Source organism: Micromonospora sp. WMMD956 (genome assembly GCF_029626125.1).
Lineage (GTDB): Bacteria > Actinomycetota > Actinomycetes > Mycobacteriales > Micromonosporaceae > Micromonospora > Micromonospora carbonacea.
Genome location: NZ_JARUBI010000005.1, coordinates 5129588 through 5153296 on the forward strand (window position 1 = coordinate 5129588; position 23709 = coordinate 5153296).

The following is a 23709-nucleotide window of genomic DNA, read 5'->3' on the forward strand; positions in this document are numbered from 1 at the left end:
CGGTGAGGGTCGGATACCGGTGATTCCCAGGGCCGGCGGTGCGGTGGTGGCTTCCTCAGTGTTCGGCGGAATCGATCGGTAGCAAGCTCCGGGCGGGTGGGTCATGGCGGACGAAGTGAAGCTCCTCGAACACCTCAAGTGGGTGACCACCGAGCTCCGCCAGGCGCACCGACGCCTGCGGGAACTGGAGAGCGCCGAACCCGAACCGATCGCCGTCGTCGCGATGGCGTGCCGGTTCCCCGGCGGCGTCGGCTCCCCCGAGGACCTGTGGGACCTCGTGGCCGCCGGCACCGACGCGACCGGCCCGTTCCCCACCGACCGGGGCTGGGACCTGGCCCGGCTGTACGACCCGGACCCCGACCACCCCGGCACCTCGTACAGCGACCGGGGCGGGTTCCTCGACGACGCCGGCCACTTCGACCCGACCCTGTTCGGCATCTCTCCCCGCGAGGCCCTCGCGATGGACCCGCAGCAGCGGCTGCTGCTGGAGACCACCTGGGAGGTGTTCGAACGCGCCGGCATCGACGCCGGCTCCCTGCGCGGCAGCCGCACCGGCGTGTTCGTCGGCACCGCCGGGCAGGACTACGCCACCGTGCTGCGCCGCCTCCCCGAGGGCGCCGAAGGCTACGTGCTGACCGGCACCGCCGCCAGCGTCATCTCCGGCCGGCTGGCCTACTCGTTCGGCCTGGAGGGGCCGGCCGTCACCATCGACACCGCCTGCTCGTCGTCGCTGGTCGCGCTGCACCTGGCCGGTCAGGCCCTGCGCGACGGCGAGTGCACCCTCGCCGTGGCCGGCGGCGTCAGCGTCATGGCCACCCCCGGCGGGTTCGTCGAGTTCTCCCGCCAGCGGGGGCTGGCCGCCGACGGCCGCTGCAAGGCGTTCTCCGCCGACGCCGACGGCACCGGCTGGGCCGAGGGCGTCGGCATGGTGCTCGTCGAGCGGCTGTCCGACGCCCGCCGCAACGGCCACCCCGTGCTCGCCGTCATCCGGGGCAGCGCCGTCAACTCCGACGGGGCCAGCAGCGGCCTCACCGCGCCGAACGGCCCCGCCCAGCAGCGCGTCATCCGGCAGGCCCTCGACAACGCCGGGCTCACGCCGGCGGACGTGGACGTCGTCGAGGCGCACGGCACCGGCACCCGGCTCGGCGACCCGATCGAGGCGCAGGCGCTCCTCGCGACGTACGGCAGGGACCGGCCCGCCGACCGGCCACTCTGGCTCGGCTCGCTGAAGTCGAACCTCGGCCACACCCAGGCCGCCGCCGGGGTCGCCGGTGTGATCAAGATGGTGCTCGCCATGCGGCACGGGCTGCTGCCGGCGACCCTGCACGCCGACGAGCCCACGCCGCACGTCGACTGGACCGGCGGCGCGGTCACCCTGCTCACCCGGGCCCGCCCGTGGACCGACGACGCCGGGCGGCCCCGCCGCGCCGCCGTCTCCGCCTTCGGCATGAGCGGCACCAACGCCCACCTCGTCCTGGAACAGGCCCCGCCGCCCGAGCCCGCCACCGCAGCCGAGGCCCCCGCCCGGGACGTGCCGGCGGTGCCGGTGCTGCTGTCCGCCGCGCACCCCGCCGCCCTCGCGGCGCAGGCGGGCCGCTGGGCGGCCTGGCTGGACGCCGATCCGGATGCCCGTCCTCTGGACGTGGGGTGGTCGTCGGCCACCTCCCGGGCCGCTCTGGACAGCCGCGCGGTGGTGGCGGCCACGGGCCGGGATGACCTCCTCGCCGGGCTGCGCGCCCTGGCGGCGGGCGAGCCGTCCGGCGCGGTCGTCGCCGGCCGTGCCGCCGACCGGGGTCCGCTCGCGGTGCTGTTCTCCGGTCAGGGTGCGCAGCGGGCGGGGATGGGTCGGGAGTTGTCTGCGGCGTTCCCGGTGTTCGCGTCGGTGTTGGACGAGGTGTGTGGGCACCTGGATCGTGGGTTGCCGCAGCCGTTGAAGTCGGTGCTGTTCGCTTCGGAGGGTTCCGCCGAGGCGGCGCTGCTGGATTCGACGGTGTTCACGCAGGCGGGGTTGTTTGCGGTCGAGGTGGCGTTGTTCCGGTTGGTGGAGTCGTTCGGTGTGGTGCCGGACTTTGTGGGTGGGCATTCGGTTGGTGAGATCGTTGCGGCGTATGTGGCGGGGGTGTTGTCGCTGGAGCATGCGTGTGCGTTGGTGGTGGCGCGGGGTCGGTTGATGCAGGGGTTGCCGGCCGGTGGCGGGATGTTGGCGGTCAATGCGGCCGAGGCGGAGGTGCTGTCGTCGCTGGACGGGTTGTCCGACCGGGTGGGGGTCGCGGCGGTCAACGGTCCTGGGTCGGTGGTGGTGTCGGGTGCGGTGGATGCCCTCGACATGTTGGAGGAGGTGTGGCGGGGTCGGGGGGTGCGGACGCGTCGGTTGGCGGTGAGTCACGCGTTCCACAGTCCGTTGATGGAGCCGATGCTGGAGAAGTTCCGGGCGGTGCTGTCGAGGTTGACGTTCTCCGCGCCGGTGCTGCCGTTGGTGTCGAACGTGACCGGTGGGCTGGCCGATCCTGACGAGGTTCGTAGTGTCGACTACTGGGTGCGGCATGTGCGGGAGGCGGTGCGGTTCGCCGATGGGGTGGCGGCGTTGCGGGCGGCGGGGGTGGACACGTTCCTGGAGGTGGGTCCGCAGAGTGTGTTGACGGCGCTGACGGCGGAGGCGCTGCCCGAGGCTTCCGTGCTCGCGGTGGCCGCCCAGCGTCGGGATCGGCCGGAGGTGTCGGCTCTGCTGGCCGCGCTGGCGGAGCTGCACGTCAACGGCGTTGGTGTGGACTGGCGGCCGTGGTTCGCCGACACCGGCGCGTCCCGGGTGGACCTGCCGACGTACGCGTTCCAGCGGGAGCGGTTCTGGCCCGAGGTGGGCACGTGGCAGGTGGGTGACGTGTCGGCTGCCGGTCTGGGGGTGGCGGGGCATCCGCTGCTCGGTGCGGCGGTGCGCCTGGCTGGTGACGACGAGGTGGTGCTGACCGGTCGGCTGTCGGTGTCGACGCACCCGTGGTTGGCCGATCATGTCGTCTCCGGTGCGGTGGTGGTGCCGGGTGCGGCGCTGGTGGAGTTGGTGGTGCGGGCGGGCGACGAGGTGGGTGCGTCGCGGGTGCGGGAGTTGACGATCGCCGCGCCGTTGACGTTGCCGGCCTCCGAGGCGGTGCGGGTGCAGGTGCGCGTCGGGTCGGCCGACGAGTCCGGTGCCCGTGAGGTGACGGTGCACGCCCAGCCCGACGACGAGCCGGACGCGGAGTGGGTGCGGCACGCCGAGGGCGTGCTGGAGCCGGCCGCCGCCGAGGAGCCGACCGTCGGCGTGTGGCCGCCCGCCGGGGCGACCGAGGCGGAACTGGCCGGCTGGTATCCGGCGTTCGCGGAGCACGGGCTGGCGTACGGGCCGGTGTTCCAGGGGCTGCGCCGGGTGTGGACCGGCACCGACGGCGACGTGTACGCCGAAGTGGCCCTGCCCGACGAGGCGGCGGCCGACGCGACCGGCTTCGGGGTGCACCCGGCGTTGCTGGACGCCGCCCTGCACCCGATCGGCCTGCTCGACGCCGGCACCGGCACCGGCCCGCGGGTGCCGTTCGCGTTCAGCGGTGTGCAGGTGCACGCCGCCGGTGCCCGCGCGCTGCGGGTGCGGCTGAGCCGCGCCGGTTCCGGGGTGCGGCTGGTCGCCGCCGACGAGTCCGGTGCGCCGGTGGTTTCCGTCGACTCCCTCGTCCTGCGGGAGATGGGCACCGCCCCGACCCCGACTGCGGCCGACCGTTCCCTGTTCGAGGTGACCTGGCACGCCGAGGACGTGACCCCGGCCGCCGACGTGTCCGGCGCGGTGGCGCTCGGCGACGCCGGCCTGCCCGACGCCGTGCCCGCGTACGCGGACGTGCCGGCGCTGGTGGCGGCCGTGGAGGCGGGGCTACCCGCCCCGGCGTTCGTGCTGCTGCCCGTTGCCGTTGCCGGTGGGTCTGTTCCGGGTGCGGTGCGGGATGTGGTTGCGGGTGTGTTGGGTGTGGTGCAGGGGTGGCTTGGCGCCGACGTCCTCGCCGATTCGCGGTTGGTGGTGGTGACCCGGGGTGCCGTGGTGGCGCGGGACGAGGACCGCGTGTCCGATCTGGCGGGTGCGGCGGTGTGGGGTCTGTTGCGTTCGGCGCAGTCGGAGCACCCGGACCGCATCGTGCTGGCCGACCTCGACGGTCCGTTGGACGCCGACGCGGTGGCGCTGCTCGCGGCGGTGGCCGCCGACCCCGCCCCCACCGGGGGCCAGCTCGCCGTCCGCGGGGGCGCGGTGCGCGTACCCCGGTTGACGCGGCTGACCGGCGACGAGCTGACGCCCCCGGCGTCGGGCCTCTGGCACCTCGCGCCCGTCGCCCCCGGCACGATCGACGGCGTCGACCTGGTCGCCGCCCCGGCCGCGAAGCTGGGGGCCGGGCAGGTCCGCATCGCCGTGCGTGCCACCGGCGTGAACTTCCGCGACGTCCTCATCGCGCTCGGCATGTACCCGGACGCGGCGGCCCGGATGGGCAGCGAGGGCGCGGGCGTCGTGCTGGAGGTCGGCCCCGGCGTCGACGGCCTCGCGCCCGGCGACCGGGTGTTCGGCATGTTCGAGCCGGGCTTCGGCCCGCAGGTCGTCGCCGAGCGGCAGCGGGTGGCCCGGATCCCCGCCGGCTGGTCCTACGCCGAGGCCGCCTCCGTCCCCCTGGTGTTCCTGACGGCCTACTACGCGTTGCACGATCTGGCGGGGTTGCGGTCGGGTGAGTCGGTGTTGGTCCACTCGGGTGCGGGTGGCGTCGGCATGGCGGCGATCCAGCTCGCCCACCACTTCGGCGCGACCGTCTACGCGACCGCCAGTCCCGGCAAGTGGGGGACCCTGCGGGAGTTGGGGGTGGCTCCGGGGCGGATCGGTTCGTCGCGGTCGACGGAGTTCGAGCAGGTGTTCGCGTCCGCTTCCGGTGGTGCCGGGGTGGATGTGGTCCTCGATGCGCTCGCGGGTGAGTTCGTGGATGCGTCGTTGCGGTTGTTGCCGCGTGGTGGCCGGTTCGTCGAGATGGGCAAGACCGACATCCGCGACGCCGACGCGGTCGCGCAGCTCCACCCCGGGGTCGCCTACCGGGCGTTCGACCTCAACGAGGCGGGCAGCGAGCGCATCGGGCAGATGCTGGCCGAGTTGTTGGCGTTGTTCGAGAGTGGTGCGCTGCGGCCGCTGCCGGTGCGGGTGTGGGATGTGCGGCAGGCCCGGCAGGCGCTGCGGCACCTGAGCCAGGCCCGGCACGTGGGCAAGGTGGTGCTGACGGTCCCGGCCGCGGTGGACCCGGACGGCACGACCCTGGTGACGGGTGCGTCCGGGACGCTGGCCGGGGTGGTGGCGCGGCATCTGGTCGCCTCGGGTCAGGCTCGTCGGTTGGTGTTGGCGTCGCGTCGGCTGCCGGTCGAGGGTTCCGACTATGCGGCGTTGGTGGCGGAGCTGACCGGGGCGGGTGCTCAGGTCACCGCGGTGTCGGTGGACGTCGCCGACCCGGCGCAGGTGGCGGGCCTGGTGGCCGGGATCGACCCGGCGCATCCGCTGACCGCCGTCATCCACACGGCCGGGGTGATCGCCGACGCGACGATCGGCTCCCTGTCCGCCGACGGCGTGGCCACGGTCATGGGGCCGAAGGTCGACGGCGCGTGGGCGTTGCACGAGGCGACGGCGGATCTGGATCTGTCGGCGTTCGTGGTGTTCTCGTCGATCGCGGCGACGTTGGGTTCGCCGGGTCAGGGCAACTATGCGGCGGCGAACGCGTTCCTGGACGCCCTCGCCCAGCACCGCCGCGCCATCGGGCTGCCGGCGACCAGCATCGGCTGGGGCATGTGGGCCACCACCAGCGCCATGACCGCGCACCTCGACCGCGACGACGCGCAGCGCCTGCGGCGGCTCGGCATGGCCGGCCTCACCGCGGACGAGGGCGCGGCCCTGCTCGACGCGGCCACCGCCAGGGCCGTGCCGGCGATCGCGGCGGCTCGCCTCCGCATCACCGGGGACGCCGGCCAGGTCCCGCCGATCCTGCGGCTGCTCGCCCGCGCCGGCGGACGCCGCCAGGCGGGCGGCGTGACCGGCGGCACCGGCACCTCCTGGGCGGACCGCCTCGCCGGCCTCGCCCCCGACGAGGCGCGTCGGTTGTTGGTGGATCTGGTGTGTGGTCAGGCGGCGGCGGTGTTGGGGCACGCGTCGGCGCAGGCGGTTGCGGGTGGGCGGGCGTTCAAGGAACTCGGGTTCGACTCGCTCACCTCCGTGGAGCTGCGTAACCGGCTGGCCTCGGCGACCGGGCTGCGGCTGACCGCGACGCTCGTGTTCGACTATCCGACGCCGGAGCGTCTGGCCGAGCACCTGCACGAGCGGCTGGGCGAGACGCCCGCCGCCGCGCCGGCCGCCGCTCGCGCCGCCGGCCCGGCGGGCACCGACGAGCCCATCGCCATCATCGGGATGTCGTGTCGGTTCCCGGGTGGGGTGTCGAGCCCCGAGCAGTTGTGGGACCTGGTGGCGTCGGGTGGGGATGCGATCGGTGGTTTCCCGGCCGACCGGGGTTGGGACCTGGATGCGTTGTATGACCCGGATGCGGATCGGGCGGGGACGTCGACGACGCGGCAGGGTGGTTTCCTGTACGAGGCGGCGGAGTTCGACCCGGGGTTCTTCGGGATCAGTCCTCGTGAGGCCCTGGCGATGGATCCGCAGCAGCGGTTGCTGCTGGAGACGTCGTGGGAGGCGTTCGAACACGCCGGCATCGACCCCGCCACCGGCCACGGCACCAGCACCGGCGTCTTCATCGGCGCCGCGTCCTCCGGCTACGCCGCCACCGGCAGCGACGGCCTCGAAGGGCTCGAAGGGCACCTGCTCACCGGCACCGCCGGCAGCGTCGCCTCCGGCCGCGTCGCCTACACCTTCGGCTTCGAGGGCCCGGCCGTCACCGTCGACACGGCGTGCTCGTCGTCCCTGGTGGCCCTGCACCTCGCCGCGCAGGCGCTGCGCTCCGGCGAATGCGACATGGCCCTCGCCGGTGGCGTCGCGCTGATGGCCCAGCCGGGCATGTTCTCCGAGTTCTCCCGCCAGGGCGGCCTCGCCCCCGACGGCCGGTGCAAGGCGTTCGCCGCCGCCGCCGACGGCACCGGCTGGGGCGAGGGCGTCGGCATCCTCCTCGTCGAGCGCCTCTCCGACGCCCGGCGGCGCGGCCACCGGGTCCTCGCCGTCGTGCGGGGCAGCGCCGTCAACTCCGACGGCGCGTCCAACGGGCTGACCGCCCCGAACGGGCCGTCGCAGCAGCGCGTCATCCGGCAGGCCCTCGCCAACGCGCGACTCACCCCGGCCGACGTGGACGCCGTCGAGGCCCACGGCACCGGCACGACCCTCGGCGACCCGATCGAGGCGCAGGCGCTGCTGGCCACGTACGGGCAGGACCGGCCCGCCGACCGGCCGCTGCTGCTCGGCTCGATCAAGTCGAACATCGGGCACACCCAGGCCGCCGCCGGCGTCGCCGGGGTGATCAAGATGGTCATGGCGATGCGGCACGGGCTCGTCCCGCCGACCCTGCACGTCGACGAGCCGTCCCCGCACATCGACTGGACCTCCGGGGCCGTCACCCTCACCACCGACGCCGCGCCCTGGCCGGCCGTCGACCGGCCCCGCCGCGCCGCCGTCTCCTCCTTCGGCATCAGCGGCACCAACGCCCACGCCATCATCGAGCAGGCCCCCGCCGCCGCCCCGGCACCCCGCCCCGAACGCCCGGCGACGCCGTCGCCCGGCCTGGTCGCCGCCGACGCCGTACCGCTGCTCGTGTCGGCCCGCAGCGCCCGCGCCCTGCGCGACCAGGCGGCCCGGCTGCGGACCCGTCTCGCCGACGACCCGGCCCTCGACCTCGTCGACCTCGCGTACTCGCTCGCCACCGGCCGCGCCCACCACCCGTACCGGCAGGTCACCGTGGCCGCCGACCGGGACTCCGCGCTGGCCGGGCTCGCCGCGGTCGCCGAGGCCGACCACCACGCCGGCATCCCCGACGGTACGCCGAAGGTCGTCTTCGTCTTCCCCGGCCAGGGCTCCCAGTGGGCCGGGATGGCCCTCGACCTGCTGGAGTCCTCGCCGGTCTTCCGGAACCGGATGGACCAGTGCGCGGCGGAACTGTCCCGGCTGGTCGACTGGAACCCCGAGGACGTCCTGCGCGGCGCGCCCGCCGCCCCGCCGATGGACCGGGTGGACGTCGTCCAGCCGCTGCTGTTCTCCGTCATGGTCTCCCTCGCCGAGGTGTGGAAGGCGTGCGGCGTCCGGCCCGACGCCGTCATCGGCCACTCGCAGGGCGAGATCGCCGCCGCCTGCGCAGCCGGCGCGCTCACCCTGCCCGACGCGATGCGGCTCGTCGTCGCCCGCAGCCGGGGCCTGCTCGCCATCTCCGGGCTGGGCGGCATGGTGTCCGTGCCGCTGTCCGCCGCCGACACCGCGCAGCTCATCGCGCCCTGGGCCGGCGCCCTGTCCGTCGCCGCCGTCAACGGCGCCGCCGTGACCGTGGTGTCCGGCGACGCCGGCCCCGTCGACGAACTGCTCGCCACCTGCGCGGAACGCGACATCCGGGCCCGTCGTATCGCCGTGGACTACGCGTCGCACTGCGGGCACGTCGAGGCCGTCCGCGAGGACCTGGCCGCCGCGCTCGGCACGATCGAGGCCCACCCCACCGAGGTGGCGTTCCACTCCACCGTCACCGGCGAGCCCATCGACACCGTCGAGCTGGACGCCGACTACTGGTACCGGAACCTGCGCGAACCGGTGCGCCTCGCCCCCGTCGTGGACGCGCTGATCGCCGCCGGCTACCGCACGTTCGTCGAGGCCAGCCCCCACCCCGTGCTCAAGGTGGTGGTGCAGGACGCCCTCGACCGGGCCGCCGCCGGCCAGCCCGGCGTCGTGGTCGGTTCGCTGCGCCGCGACGAGCACGGACCCCGCCAGTTCCTCGCCGCGCTCGGCGACCTGCACACGGCCGGCGTGCCGGTCGACTGGGCCGCCGTCCTCGCCGACACCGGCGCGTCCCGGGTGGACCTGCCGACGTACGCGTTCCAGCGGGAGCGGTTCTGGCCCGAGGTGGGCACGTGGCAGGTGGGTGACGTGTCGGCTGCCGGTCTGGGTGTGGCGGGGCATCCGCTGCTCGGTGCGGCGGTGCGCCTGGCCGGTGACGACGAGGTGGTGCTGACCGGTCGGCTGTCGGTGTCGACGCATCCGTGGTTGGCCGATCACGTGGTTGCCGGTGCGGTGGTGGTGCCGGGTGCGGCGCTGGTGGAGTTGGTGGTGCGGGCGGGCGACGAGGTGGGTGCGTCGCGGGTGCGGGAGTTGACGCTCGCCGCGCCGTTGACGTTGCCGGCCTCCGAGGCGGTGCGGGTGCAGGTGCGGGTCGGTGCGGCCGACGGTGCCGGTGCCCGTGAGGTGACGGTGCACGCCCAGCCCGGCGAGGATGCGGATGCGGAGTGGGTGCGGCACGCCGATGGGGTGCTGGAGCCGGCCGTGGCCGAGGAGCCGGTGGTGGGGCAGTGGCCGCCGGTCGGCACGTCCGAGGTGGACCTGTCCGGTTGGTACGACGCGCTCGTCGGGCACGGGCTGGCGTACGGGCCGGTGTTCCAGGGGCTGCGCCGGGTGTGGACCGGCACCGACGGCGACGTGTACGCCGAGGTGGCCCTGCCCGACGACGCCGCCGAGAGCGCCGGCCGGTTCGGGGTGCACCCGGCGTTGCTGGACGCCGCCCTGCACCCGATCGGACTGCTGTCGGAGCAGGAGACGTCGGGCCCCCGGGTGCCGTTCGCGTTCAGCGGTGTGCAGGTGCACGCCGCCGGTGCGTCGGTGTTGCGGGTGCGGCTGAGCCGTGCCGGTTCCGGGGTGCGGCTGGTCGCGGTCGACGGGTCCGGATCGCCGGTCGTCTCGGTCGACTCCCTCGTCCTGCGGGAACTGACCGGCGTCGCCGCGCCCAGCGCCGCCGACCGGTCGGTGTTCGAACTCACCTGGCGCGCCGAGGACGTGACCCCGGCCGCCGACGTGTCGGGCGCGGTGGCGCTCGGCGAGGTCGACCTGCCCGGCGACGTGCCGGCGTACCCGGACGTGGCGGCGTTGGTGGCGGCCGTCGAGGCGGGACGGCCCGCGCCGGGCCTCGTCCTGTTGCCCGTCGGCCCGGGCGCGGCCGGCGACGCCGGCTCCGCCCCGGACCGGGTCCCCGGGAGCACCCCGGGCCGGCCCTCCGGCGACGACCTGCCCGGCCTGGTCCGGGCCGCGACGTCGGACGCCCTCGGGGCCGTCCAGGCGTGGCTGGCCTCCGCCGCACTCGCCGACACGAAGCTCGCCGTGACGACCCGCGACGCCGTGGCGGTCCTGCCCGGCGACCGGGTGACCGACCTGGCGGGTGCGGCGGTGTGGGGTCTGTTGCGTTCGGCGCAGTCGGAGCACCCCGACCGCATCGTGCTCGCCGACCTCGACGGTCCGTTGGACGCCGACGCGGTGGCGCTGCTCGCGGCGGTGGCCGCCGACCCCGCCCCCACCGGCGGTCAGCTCGCCGTCCGGGCCGGCGCCGTCCTCACGCCCCGGGTCACCCGGCCCGCCGGTGACGCCCTCACCCCGCAGGGCGACCTGTGGCACGTGGCCGCCGTCGCCCCCGGCACGATCGACGGCGTCGACCTGCTGCCCGGCACCGCCCAGCCCCTCGCCCCGGGCCAGGTCCGCATCGCGGTGCGGGCGGCCGGGGTGAACTTCCGCGATGTGTTGATCGCGTTGGGGATGTATCCGGATCCGTCGGCGGTGATGGGTAGTGAGGGTGCGGGTGTGGTGGTGGAGGTCGGCCCGGGTGTGGATGATCTGATCCCGGGTGATCGGGTGTTCGGGTTGTTCGAGCCTGGGTTCGGGCCGGAGGTGGTGGCGCAGCGGTTGCGGGTGGCGCGGGTGCCGTCGGGGTGGTCGTTTGTCGAGGCGGCGTCGGTGCCGGTGGTGTTCCTGACGGCGTTTTACGCGTTGCACGATCTGGCGGGGTTGCGGTCGGGTGAGTCTGTGTTGGTCCACTCGGGTGCGGGTGGCGTGGGGATGGCGGCGATCCAGCTCGCCCACCACTTCGGCGCGACGGTCTATGCGACTGCCAGTCCGGGCAAGTGGGGGACGTTGCGGGAGTTGGGGGTGGCTCCGGAGCGGATCGCGTCGTCGCGGTCGACGGAGTTCGAGGCGGTGTTCTCCTCGGCGTCGGGTGGCGCGGGTGTGGATGTGGTCCTCGACGCCCTTGCGGGTGAGTTCGTGGATGCGTCGTTGCGGTTGTTGCCGCGTGGCGGCCGGTTCGTCGAGATGGGCAAGACCGACGTACGCGACCCGGAACTGGTCGCCCGCCAACACCCCGGCGTGACGTACCAGGCGTTCGAGCTGAACGCCGCAGGCGGCGAACGCATCGGGCAGATGCTCGGCGAGCTGTTGGCGTTGTTCGAGCGGGGTGTGTTGTCGCCGTTGCCGGTGCGGGTGTGGGACGTGCGGCAGGCCCGGCAGGCGTTGCGGCACCTGAGCCAGGCGAGGCACGTGGGCAAGGTCGTGCTGACCGTGCCGGTGCCCGCCGATGCCGAGGGCACGACCCTGGTCACGGGCGCGTCGGGCACCCTTGCCGGGGTGGTGGCGCGGCATCTGGTCGCGACGGGCCAGAGCCGTCGGTTGGTGTTGGCGTCGCGTCGGTTGCCGGTCGAGGGTTCCGACTATGCGGCGTTGGTGGCGGAGCTGACGGATGCCGGTGCTCAGGTCACGGCCGTGTCGGTGGACGTCGCCGACCCGGCGCAGGTGGCGGGCCTGGTGGCCGGGATCGACCCGGCGCATCCGCTGACCGCCGTCATCCACACGGCCGGGGTGATCGCCGACGCGACGATCGGCTCCCTGTCCGCCGACGGCGTGGCCACGGTCATGGGGCCGAAGGTCGACGGCGCGTGGGCGTTGCACGAGGCGACGGCGGATCTGGATCTGTCGGCGTTCGTGGTGTTCTCGTCGATCGCGGCGACGTTGGGTTCGCCGGGTCAGGGCAACTATGCGGCGGCGAACGCGTTCCTGGACGCCCTCGCCCAGCACCGCCGCAGCCGGGGCCTGCCGGCGGCCAGCCTCGCCTGGGGGCTCTGGGCCATCACCAGCGCGATGACCGCCCACCTCGACGCCACCGAGCACCGGCGCGCCATCCGCGCCGGCAGCTCCCCGCTCACCGACGCCGAGGGTCTCGCGCTCCTGGACGCCGCGCAGCGGCACGGCGGCGCGCACCTCGTACTCATGAAGGTGCCGGCGGCCACGGGCGGACCGGTCCCCGCGCTGCTGCGCGACCTCGTGCGCCAGCCCCACGCCCGGCGGCGGGCGGCGACCCGGGCCGCCGCCGACCTGTCGCTGGGCGAGCGGCTCGCCGCCCTCAGCCCCGCCGATCGACGCGGCCAGCTCCTCGACCTCGTCGCCGGCGCCGCGGCCGCCGTGCTCGGCCACCGCTCCGCCGACACCGTCGACCCGCAGCGGCCGTTCAAGGAACTCGGCTTCGACTCGCTCACCTCCGTCGAGCTGCGCAACCGGCTCGCCGCCGCCACCGGGCTGCGGCTGCCCGCCACCGTCGCCTTCGACTACCCGACGCCCGCCGTGCTCGCCGACTTCCTCGACCGGGAGGTCGGCGGCCGGGCCGCCCCCGCGCCGGCCCCCGCCGCTGCCGCCGCGACCGGCGTCGACGAGCCCATCGCGATCGTCGGCATGGCCTGCCGCTTCCCCGGCGACGTGCGCACCCCCGAACAACTGTGGGACCTCGTCACCGCCGGCGCGGACGTCATCGCGCCCTTCCCCACCGACCGGGGCTGGGACCTCGCCGACCTGAGCGGCGACGCCGGCACCGACACGGCCACCCCGCAGCGCGGCGGGTTCCTCTACGACGCCGCCGACTTCGACGCCGCCTTCTTCGGCATCTCGCCGCGCGAGGCGCTCGCCATGGACCCGCAGCAGCGGCTGCTGCTGGAAACGTCCTGGGAGGCGTTCGAACGGGCCGGCATCGACCCGCTGACCGCCCGGGGCAGCAGCACCGGCGTCTACGTCGGCCTCATCTACCACGACTACGCCGGCAAGGCCCTCGGCACGTCCGACGAGCTCGACGGGTACGTCGGCAACGGCAGCGCCGGCAGCGTCGCCTCCGGCCGCATCTCCTACCTGTTCGGCCTCGAAGGCCCCGCCGTCACCGTCGACACCGCCTGCTCGTCGTCGCTGGTCGCCCTGCACCTGGCCGCCCAGGCGCTGCGGCAGAACGAGTGCCAGCTCGCCCTGGCCGGCGGGGTCAGCGTCATGTCCACCCCCGGCATGCTCGCCGAGTTCTCCCGCCAGCGCGGCCTGTCGCCCGACGGGCGGTGCCGGGCGTTCGGCGCGGGCGCCAACGGCACCGGCTTCGCCGAGGGCGTCGGCATGCTGCTGCTGGAACGGCTCTCCGACGCCCAACGCAACGGCCACCGCGTCCTCGCCGTCGTCCGGGGCAGCGCCGTCAACCAGGACGGGGCCAGCAGCGGCCTCACCGCCCCCAACGGGCCGGCGCAGCAGCGCGTCATCCGGCAGGCCCTCGCCAACGCGGGCCTCACCACCGCCGACGTGGACGCCGTCGAGGCCCACGGCACCGGCACGGCGCTCGGCGACCCGATCGAGGCGCAGGCGCTGCTGGCCACGTACGGGCAGGACCGGCCCGCCGACCGGCCGCTGCTGCTCGGCTCGATCAAGTCGAACATCGGCCACGCCCAGGCCGCCGCCGGCGTCGCCGGGGTGATCAAGATGGTCATGGCGATGCGGCACGGCCAGCTCCCCGCCACCCTGCACGTCGACACCCCGTCGGAGCACATCGACTGGTCGGCCGGGGCCGTCTCGCTGCTCGCCGAGCCGCGTCCCTGGCCCGAGGTGGACCGGCCGCGCCGCGCCGCCGTGTCGTCGTTCGGCATCTCCGGCACCAACGTCCACACCATCCTGGAAGCGGCCCCCGAGGCGACGCCCGCGCCGACCGTGACCGTCCCCGCCGCCGTCACCACCGGCGACCTCACCACGCCCTGCGTGCTCTCCGCCCGCACCGGCGACGCCCTGGCCGAGCAGGCCCGCCGGCTGAGCAACTGGCTGGGGGAGAACCCGGCCGTCGGCCTGCCCGACCTCGGTCACGCCCTCGCCACCGGCCGGTCCGCGTTCGAACACCGCGCGGTGCTGCTGCCCCGCGACCGGCAGAGCCTCCTCGCCGGCCTGGCCGCCGTCGCCGCCGCCGAGCCGTCGTCCGTCGTCGTCCGGGGCACCGTCCGACCCGGCCGGCTCGCCGTCCTCTTCTCCGGCCAGGGCGCGCAACGCCCCGGCATGGGCCGGGAGGCGTACGGGGCGTTCCCCGCGTTCGCCGCCGCGCTCGACGACGCCTGCCGACACCTCGACCCGCTGCTGCCCCGCCCGCTGCGCGACGTGCTGTTCGCCACCGAAGGCTCCCCCGACGCGGAGCTGCTCGACCAGACGGTGTTCACCCAGGCCGGCCTCTTCGCCGTCGAGGTGGCCCTCTACCGCCTCGTCGAGTCGTTCGGGGTCGTCCCCGACCTCGTGGGCGGCCACTCCGTCGGCGAGATCACCGCCGCGCACGTCGCCGGGGTGCTGTCCCTCGCCGACGCCTGCGCGCTGGTCGCCGCCCGGGGCCGGCTCATGCAGGCGCTGCCCGCCGGGGGCGGCATGCTCGCCGTCGCCGCTGCCGAGGCCGACGTCCGCGCCTCCATCGGGGGCCTGACCGACCGGCTCGGGATCGCCGCCGTCAACGGGCCGACGGCCGTCGTCGTCTCCGGCGCCGCCGACGCCCTCGACGCCGTCGAGGCCGACTGGCGGAACCGGGGCGTACGCACCCGCCGGCTGCGGGTCAGCCACGCCTTCCACAGCCCGCTCATGGAACCGATGCTGGCCGGGTTCCGGGCCGTCCTCGACGGGCTCACCTTCCAGCCGCCGACGCTGCCCGTCGTGTCCAACCTGACCGGCGTGGCCGCCGACCCGGACGAGCTGTGCGACCCCGGGTACTGGGTGCGGCACGTCCGGGAGGCCGTCCGTTTCGCCGACGGGATCGCCTACCTGCGGCAGCGCCACGTCGGCACGTACCTGGAGGTCGGGCCCGACGGGGTGCTCGCCGGCATGATCTCCGACTGCCTCGCCGGCGACGCGGACACCGCCGGGCCGGTGGTCGTGCCGACCCTGCGCCGGGGCCGCACCGAGGCGTCCGCGCTGCTCGCGGCCCTCGCCGAGGCGTACGCGGCCGGCGTGCCCGTCGACTGGGCCGCCCTCACCGGCGGCGGCACGGCCGTGCGCCCGCTGGACCTGCCGACGTACCCGTTCCAGCGGCAGCGGTACTGGCCCGACGCGGCGGCCTGGCGGGCCGGCGACGTGTCGGGGGCGGGGCTCGCCGCCCCGGGGCATCCGCTGCTCGGCGCGGCGGTGCGCCTGGCCGGTGACGACGAGATCGTGTTGTCGGGTCGGTTGTCGGTGTCGACGCATCCGTGGTTGGCCGATCACGTGGTTGCCGGTGCGGTGGTGGTGCCGGGTGCGGCGTTGGTGGAGTTGGTGGTGCGGGCGGGCGACGAGGTGGGTGCGTCGCGGGTGCGGGAGCTGACCATCGCCGCGCCGCTGACCCTCCCGGTCTCCGGTGGGGTGCGGGTGCAGGTGCGCGTCGGCGCGGCCGACGACAGCGGCGGCCGGGACGTGGCCGTGCATTCCCAGCCCGACGAGGATGCGGACGCGGAGTGGGTCCGGCACGCGGACGGCGTGCTGGAGCCGGCCGTGGCCGAGGAACCGACCGTGGGGGCGTGGCCGCCGGTCGGCATGTCCGAGGTGGACCTGTCCGGTTGGTACGACGCGCTCGTCGGGCACGGGCTGGCGTACGGGCCGGTGTTCCAGGGGCTCCGGCGGGTGTGGACGGGCGACGGCGAGCTGTGTGCCGAGGTGGCCCTGCCCGACGCGGAGGCCGGTGGCGTGACCGGCTTCGGGGTGCACCCGGCGTTGCTGGACGCCGCCCTGCACCCGATCGGCCTGCTCGACGCCGGCACCGGGCCCCGGGTGCCGTTCGCGTTCACCGGTGTGCAGGTGCACGCCGCCGGTGCCCGCGCGCTGCGGGTGCGGCTGAGCCGCGCCGGCTCCGGGGTGCGGCTCGTCGCGGTCGACGGGTCCGGTGCGCCGGTCGTCTCCGTCGACTCCCTCGTCCTGCGGGAGCTGACCGGCGTCGCCGCGCCCAGCGCCGCCGACCGTTCCCTGTTCGAGGTGACCTGGCAGCCGCAGGACGTCGTCCCCGCCGCCGACGGATCCGGCTGGGTGGCGCTCGGCGATGCCGGCCTGCCCGACGCCGTGCCCGCTTTCGCGGACGTGTCGGCGCTGGTGGCGGCGGTGGAGGCGGGGCGGCCCGCCCCGGCTTTCGTGCTGCTGCCCGTCGGCGCTGCGGGGGCCGCGGTGCCGGACGCGGTGCGGGATGTCGTCGCGGGTGTGTTGGGTGTGGTGCAGGGGTGGCTTGCCGCCGACGCCCTCGCCGATTCGCGGTTGGTGGTGGTGACCCGGGGTGCCGTGGTGGCGCGGGATGAGGACCGGGTGTCCGATCTGGCGGGTGCGGCGGTGTGGGGTCTGTTGCGTTCGGCGCAGTCGGAGCACCCGGACCGCATCGTGCTCGCCGACACCGACGAGGCCGTCGGCCCGCAGGCGCTCGCCGTCCTGGCGACCGTCGCGGCCGACCCGTCCACCGTCGGCGGCCAGCTCGTGCTGCGGGGCGACGCGGTGTGCGTACCCCGGCTCGTGCGTCAGCCGGGCGCGGAGCTGACCCCGCCGGCGGACCGTGCGTGGCACGTCGCCGCGGTGCGCCCCGGCACGCTCGACGGCGTCGAGATCGTCGCCGCCGCCCCGGCCGCCCTCGCGCCCGGCGAGGTCCGCATCGCGGTACGCGCCACCGGCGTGAACTTCCGCGACGTCCTCATCGCGTTGGGGATGTATCCGGATCCGTCGGCGGTGATGGGTAGTGAGGGTGCGGGTGTGGTGGTGGAGGTCGGCCCGGGTGTGGATGACCTGATCCCGGGTGATCGGGTGTTCGGCCTGTTCGAGCCTGGGTTTGGGCCGGAGGTGGTGGCGCAGCGGTTGCGGGTGGCGCGGGTGCCGTCGGGGTGGTCGTTTGTCGAGGCGGCGTCGGTGCCGGTGGTGTTCCTGACGGCGTATTACGCGTTGCACGATCTGGCGGGGTTGCGGTCGGGTGAGTCGGTGTTGGTCCACTCGGGTGCGGGTGGCGTCGGCATGGCGGCGATCCAGCTCGCCCACCACTTCGGCGCGACCGTCTACGCGACCGCGAGCCCCGGCAAGTGGGGGACGCTGCGGGAGTTGGGGGTGGCTCCGGGGCGGATCGGTTCGTCGCGGTCGACGGAGTTCGAGCAGGTGTTCGCGTCCGCTTCCGGTGGTGCCGGGGTGGATGTGGTCCTGGATGCGCTTGCGGGTGAGTTTGTGGATGCGTCGTTGCGGTTGTTGCCGCGTGGTGGCCGGTTCGTCGAGATGGGCAAGACCGACGTACGTGATGCCGCCGTCGTGGCGGCGGAGCATCCGGGGGTTGCCTACCGGGCGTTCGACCTGAACGAGGCGGGCGGCGAGCGGATCGGGCAGATGCTCGGCGAGCTGTTGGCGTTGTTCGAGAGTGGTGCGCTGTCGCCGTTGCCGGTGCGGGTGTGGGATGTGCGGCAGGCCCGGCAGGCGTTGCGGCACCTGAGCCAGGCCCGGCACGTGGGCAAGGTGATGCTGACGGTCCCGGCTGCGGTGGATCCGGACGGCACGACGCTGGTCACGGGTGCGTCCGGGACGCTGGCCGGGGTGGTGGCGCGGCATCTGGTCGCCTCGGGTCAGGCTCGTCGGTTGGTGTTGGCGTCGCGTCGGTTGCCGGTGGAGGGTTCCGACTATGCGGCGTTGGTGGCGGAGCTGACCGGGGCGGGTGCTCAGGTCACCGCGGTGTCGGTGGACGTGGCCGACGCAGGACAGGTGGCGGGCCTGGTGGCCGGGATCGATCCGGCGCATCCGCTGACCGCCGTCATCCACACGGCCGGGGTGATCGCCGACGCGACGATCGGCTCCCTGTCCGCCGACGGTGTGGCCACGGTCATGGGGCCGAAGGTGGACGGCGCGTGGGCGTTGCACGAGGCGACGGCGGATCTGGATCTGTCGGCGTTCGTGGTGTTCTCGTCGATCGCGGCGACGTTGGGTTCGCCGGGTCAGGGCAACTACGCGGCGGCGAACGCGTTCCTCGACGCCCTCGCCCAGCACCGCCGCGCCATCGGGCTGCCGGCGACCAGCATCGGCTGGGGCATGTGGGCCACGGGCGGGATGACCGCTCAGCTCGGCGCCGACGACCGGCAGCGCCTGGGCCGGCTCGGCATGACCGGCCTCACCGCCGACGAGGGTGCCGCCCTCCTCGACGCCGCCACCGCCGGGCCCCGGGCGGCGGTGGTCGCCGCCCGGCTGCGGGTCACCGGCGACGCCGGCCAGGTCCCGCCGATCGTCCGGCTGCTGGCCCGGACCGGGCCGCGCCGCCAGGCACGCGCCGGGCAGGCCGGGGCCGGCACGGGCTGGTCCGAGCGGCTGGTCGGGCTTTCGCAGGACGAGGCGCGTCGGTTGTTGGTGGATCTGGTGTGCGGTCAGGCGGCGGCGGTGCTGGGGCATGCGTCGGCGCAGGCGGTTGCGGGTGGGCGGGCGTTCAAGGAGCTCGGGTTCGACTCGTTGACGTCGGTGGAGTTGCGTAACCGGTTGGCGTCGGCGACGGGGTTGCGGTTGACGGCGACGTTGGTGTTCGACTATCCGACGCCGGAACGCCTCGCCGAGCACCTGCACGAGCAACTCGGCCACTCCGCCGCGCCGACCGCCACCACCCGTGCCGTCGCCCGGGACGACGACGACCCGATCGCCATCGTCGGGATGTCGTGTCGGTTCCCGGGTGGGGTGTCCAGCCCCGAGCAGTTGTGGGACCTGGTGGCGTCGGGTGGGGATGCGATCGGTGGTTTCCCGGGGGATCGGGGTTGGGATCTCGACGCGTTGTATGACCCGGATGCGGATCGGGCGGGGACGTCGACGACGCGGCAGGGTGGTTTCCTGTACGAGGCGGCGGAGTTCGACCCGGGGTTCTTCGGGATCAGTCCTCGTGAGGCCCTGGCGATGGATCCGCAGCAGCGGTTGCTGCTGGAGACGTCGTGGGAGGCGTTCGAACACGCCGGCATCGACCCGCGCCACACGAAGGCCACCACCGGCGTCTTCGCCGGCCTGATCCACCACGACTATGCGGGCCGCCTGGCGGCATCGGAGGAACTGGAGGGGTACCTCGTCAACGGCACCGCCGGCAGCGTCGCCTCCGGCCGGGTCGCGTACGTGTTCGGCCTGGAGGGGCCGGCGGTGACCGTGGACACGGCGTGCTCGTCGTCCCTGGTCGCGCTGCACCTGGCGGCGCAGGCGCTGCGGTCGGGGGAGTGCGACCTGGCCCTGGCCGGCGGCGTCACCGTGATGGCCACGCCGAGCGCGTTCGTCGGCTTCTCCCGGCAGCGAGGGCTGTCCCCCGACGGGCGGTGCAAGTCGTTCGCTGCCGCCGCTGATGGGACGGGTTGGTCGGAGGGCGTCGGGATGCTGCTCGTTGAGCGGCTGTCGGACGCCCGGCGTAACGGGCACCGGGTCCTCGCCGTGGTGCGGGGTACGGCCGTCAACCAGGACGGTGCGTCGAACGGCCTCACCGCCCCGAACGGCCCCTCGCAGCAGCGGGTGATCCGGCAGGCTCTGGCCAACGCGCGGCTGACCCCGGCTGATGTGGACGCGGTCGAGGCGCATGGCACGGGCACGACGCTGGGTGATCCGATCGAGGCGCAGGCGCTGCTGGCCACCTATGGCCAGGACCGTGAGACCCCGCTGCTGCTCGGGTCGGTCAAGTCGAACATCGGGCACACGCAGGCGGCGGCTGGTGTCGCCGGGATCATCAAGATGGTGTTGGCGATGCGGCATGGGGTGGTGCCGTCGACCCTGCACGTGGATGAGCCGTCCCCGCATGTCGATTGGGCTGCGGGTGCGGTTGTGCTGGCGACTGAGGCGACGCCGTGGCCGGTCGTCAACCGGCCGCGTCGGGCGGCGGTGTCGTCGTTCGGGATCTCGGGGACGAATGCGCATGTGATCATCGAGCAGCCTCCGGTGGAGGTTGTCGAGGGTGTGGTGGTGGAGCGGGTGACGCCGCCGGTGGTGCCGGTGCTGTTGTCGGCCCGCACGGAGGGGGCTCTTGTCGGGCAGGCGGGTCGGTGGGCCCGGTGGTTGGCCGGTGACGGGTCGCTTGCCGCGTTGGACGTGGCGTGGTCGTCGGTGACGACGCGCCCGGCGTTGGAGCAGCGGGCGGTGGTGACGGCCGCCGGCCGCGCCGAACTGCTGGCCGCGTTGCGGGCCCTGGCGGCGGGAGGGCCGTCTGGGGCCGTGGTCGTCGGTGCCCCGGATCAGCGCGGTCAGCTCGCGGTCCTGTTCTCGGGTCAGGGCGCGCAGCGTGCCGGGATGGGTCGGGATCTGTCCGCGGCGTTCCCGGTGTTCGCCGCCGCGTTGGACGAGGTGTGCGCGCACCTGGATCCGCTGCTGCCGCAGCCGCTCAAGCCGGTGCTGTTCGCGGAGGCGGGCACGACTGAGGCCGAACTGCTCGACCAGACCGTCTTCACGCAGGCCGGTCTGTTCGCGGTCGAGGTGGCCCTGTTCCGGCTGGTGGAGTCGTTCGGGGTGGTGCCGGACTTCGTGGGCGGCCATTCGGTCGGTGAGATCACGGCCGCGCACGTGGCGGGGGTGTTGTCCCTCGCGGACGCGTGTCAGCTCGTGGCCGCCCGGGGTCGCCTGATGCAGGCGTTGCCGGCCGGGGGCGGGATGCTCGCGGTGGCTGCGGCCGAGGAGGCGGTGGCGGAGTCGATTGCCGGTCGGGCCGATGTCGGGATCGCGGCCGTCAACGGCCCGTCGGCCATGGTCGTCTCGGGTGCCGTTGAGGCCCTGGACGAGGTCGAGGGGGTGTGGCGGGAGCGGGGTGCGCGGACGCGCCGGTTGGCGGTGAGTCACGCGTTCCACAGTCCGTTGATGGAGCCGATGCTGGCCGAGTTCCGGGCGATCCTGGAGACGCTCGCCTTCGCCGCGCCGTTGCTGCCGGTGGTGTCGAACCTGACCGGGGCCCTGGCCGACGCCGACGAGATCCGTACCCCGGATTACTGGGTGCGGCACGTCCGCGAGGCGGTCCGGTTCGCCGACGGGGTGACCGTGCTGCGCAAGGCCGGTGTGGACACGTTCCTGGAGGTGGGACCGCAGAGCGTGTTGACGGCCTTGGCGGCCGACGTGCTGCCGGGTGACGAGGGTGTGCTGACGGTAGCCGTGCAGCGTCGGGACCGGCCGGAGGCGACCGGGCTGCTCGCGGCCTTGGCGGAGTTGCACGTCGGTGGGGTTCCGGTGTCGTGGCGGCAGTGGTTCGCCGGCACGGGGGCGCGGCGGGTGGACCTGCCGACGTATGCGTTCCAGCACCAGCGGTTCTGGCCCGAAGCTCTGCCGCGCCCCCGCAAGGACACCGACGGTGGCGGGGACGCCGAGTTCTGGGCCGCCGTCGAACGCGGCGACCTGACCGCCCTCGCCACCCAACTCGGCGATGACACCGCCCTCGACGCCCTCGCCCCGGCCCTGCCCGCCCTCACCACCTGGCGACGGGCCCGCACCCGGGACGCGGCGGTGAACGGCTGGTCGTACCAGGTCGGGTGGCGGCGGATCGATCTGGGCGACCCCCCGGTGACGGCCGGCGGCTGGCTGCTCGTCGGGCCCGACGGCGACACCGCCGACGACGTCGCCGCCGCGCTCGCCTCGGCCGGCGCGGACGTGCGGCGGCTGCCCGCCGACCCGGCCACCGCCACCCGGGGCGGCCTGGCCCGGCGGCTCACCGCCGCGCTCGCCGACGGGCCCATCACCGGCGTCGTCTCCCTGCTCGGCCTGGCCGACGACCCGCACCCGCAGCACCCGGCCGTGCCCGTCGGCACGGCGGCCACGCTGGCGCTGGCGCAGGCCCTGCACGACACCGGGGCGAGCACGGCCCTGTGGTGCGTGACGCGGGGCGCGGTCGGCACCGGCGACGGCGACGCCGTCCGCAGCGCCGCCCAGGGCGGACTGTGGGGCCTCGGCCGCGTCGCCGGCCTGGAGCTGCCGCAGCTCCGGGTCGGCCTGCTCGACCTGCCCGCCGCCGAAGCCGACCCCGCTGCCCGCGTCGACCGCGTCGGTAGCGCCAGCCGCGTCGACCCCGCCCGGATCGCGGCGGCCCTCACCGCCGCCGGCGACGAGGACCAGCTCGCCGTGCGGCCCACCGGCGTGTACGCGCGCCGGCTGACCCGGGCCACCCCCGCCGACGCGGCGGCGGCCGACCGGTGGCGGCCCTCCGGCACCGTGCTCGTCACCGGCGGCACCGGCGCGCTCGGCGCGCACGTGGCCCGCTGGGCCGCCGGCAACGGGGCCGAACACCTGGTGCTGACCAGCCGGCGCGGCGAGGACGCGCCGGGCGCGGCGGAGCTGTGCGACGAGCTGACCGCCCTCGGCGTACGGGTCACCGTCGCCGCCTGCGACGTGGCCGACCGGGACGCGGTCGCCGCGCTGCTCGCCCGCGTCGACGCCGACCCGGCCCCGCTGACCGCCGTGGTGCACGCCGCCGGCCTCAACGACGTGGCCCCGCTCGTCGACACCGACCTCGGCCGGCTCGCCGGGGTGCTGACCGGCAAGGCCGCCGGGGCGGCGCACCTCGACGAGCTGCTCGGCGACCGGCCGCTCGACGCGTTCGTGCTGTTCGCGTCCATCGCCGGGATCTGGGGCAGCGGCGGGCAGGCCGGCTACGCGGCCGGCAACGCCTGGCTCGACGCGCTCGCCGAGCGCCGCCGCGCCCGGGGACTCGCCGCCACCTCCGTGGCGTGGGGGCCGTGGGCCGACGGCGGGATGGCCACCGACGACGCCCAGCGGGAACTGGCCCGGCGCGGGCTGCGGGCGATGTCCCCGGCCGACGCCGTGCACGCCCTGCGGGTCGCCGTCGGGCGCGGGCGGGCCTGCCTCACCGTCGCCGACGTCGACTGGGCGACGTTCGCCCCGGCGTACGCGTCGGCGCGGCCCCGGCCGCTGCTGGCCGACCTGCCCGAGGCGCGACCCGCCGAACGCCCCGACGACGACGCCGCGCCGGCCGACGGCGGGCAGGCCCTGCGGGACCGGCTGCGCGCCCTGCCCCGCGACGAGCAGGACCGGCACCTCACCGACCTGGTCCGCGCGGAGGCCGCCGCCGTCCTCGGCCACCCCGGCCCGGAGCGGGTCAAGCCACGGCGGGCGTTCAAGGAGCTCGGCTTCGACTCGCTGACCGCCGTGGAGCTGCGCAACCGGCTCACCCGGGCCACCGGCCTGCCCCTGCCCACCACGCTCGTCTTCGACCACCCCGACCCGGCCGCCGTGGCCGACCACCTGCTCACCGCGCTGCTCCCCGAGGCGCAGCGGGAGGAGGCGGCCGACCCGGCCGAGACGGCGGTGCGTCAGGCCCTGGCCACCATCCCGCTGGCCCGCATCCGCGAGGCCGGTCTCCTCGACCTGCTGCTCAAGCTCACCGACGGCGACGACACCGAGCCCGCCCCCGGCGGCGGGGACGTCGACATCGACGAGATGGACGCCGACACCCTCATCAGGCTGGCGCTCGACGGCTCCGAGTCCTGACC

General features: G+C 75.2%; 1 protein-coding gene. It reads left to right on the plus strand.

Annotation, left to right across the window (positions count from 1 at the left end; genetic code table 11):
• Nucleotides 1-103: 103 nt before the first annotated feature.
• The gene (locus tag O7628_RS23055; protein WP_278133568.1) at nucleotides 104-23707 is read left to right on the plus strand and encodes a type I polyketide synthase; all 23604 of its coding nucleotides are present in this window, start codon (nucleotides 104-106) and stop codon (nucleotides 23705-23707) included.
• Nucleotides 23708-23709 lie beyond the last annotated feature (2 nt).

What these genes read in the sequence shown, in the direction of transcription:
- O7628_RS23055 (WP_278133568.1), top strand. Translation starts at nt 104, where the DNA reads ATGGCGGACGAAGTGAAGCTCCTCGAACACCTCAAGTGGGTGACCACC.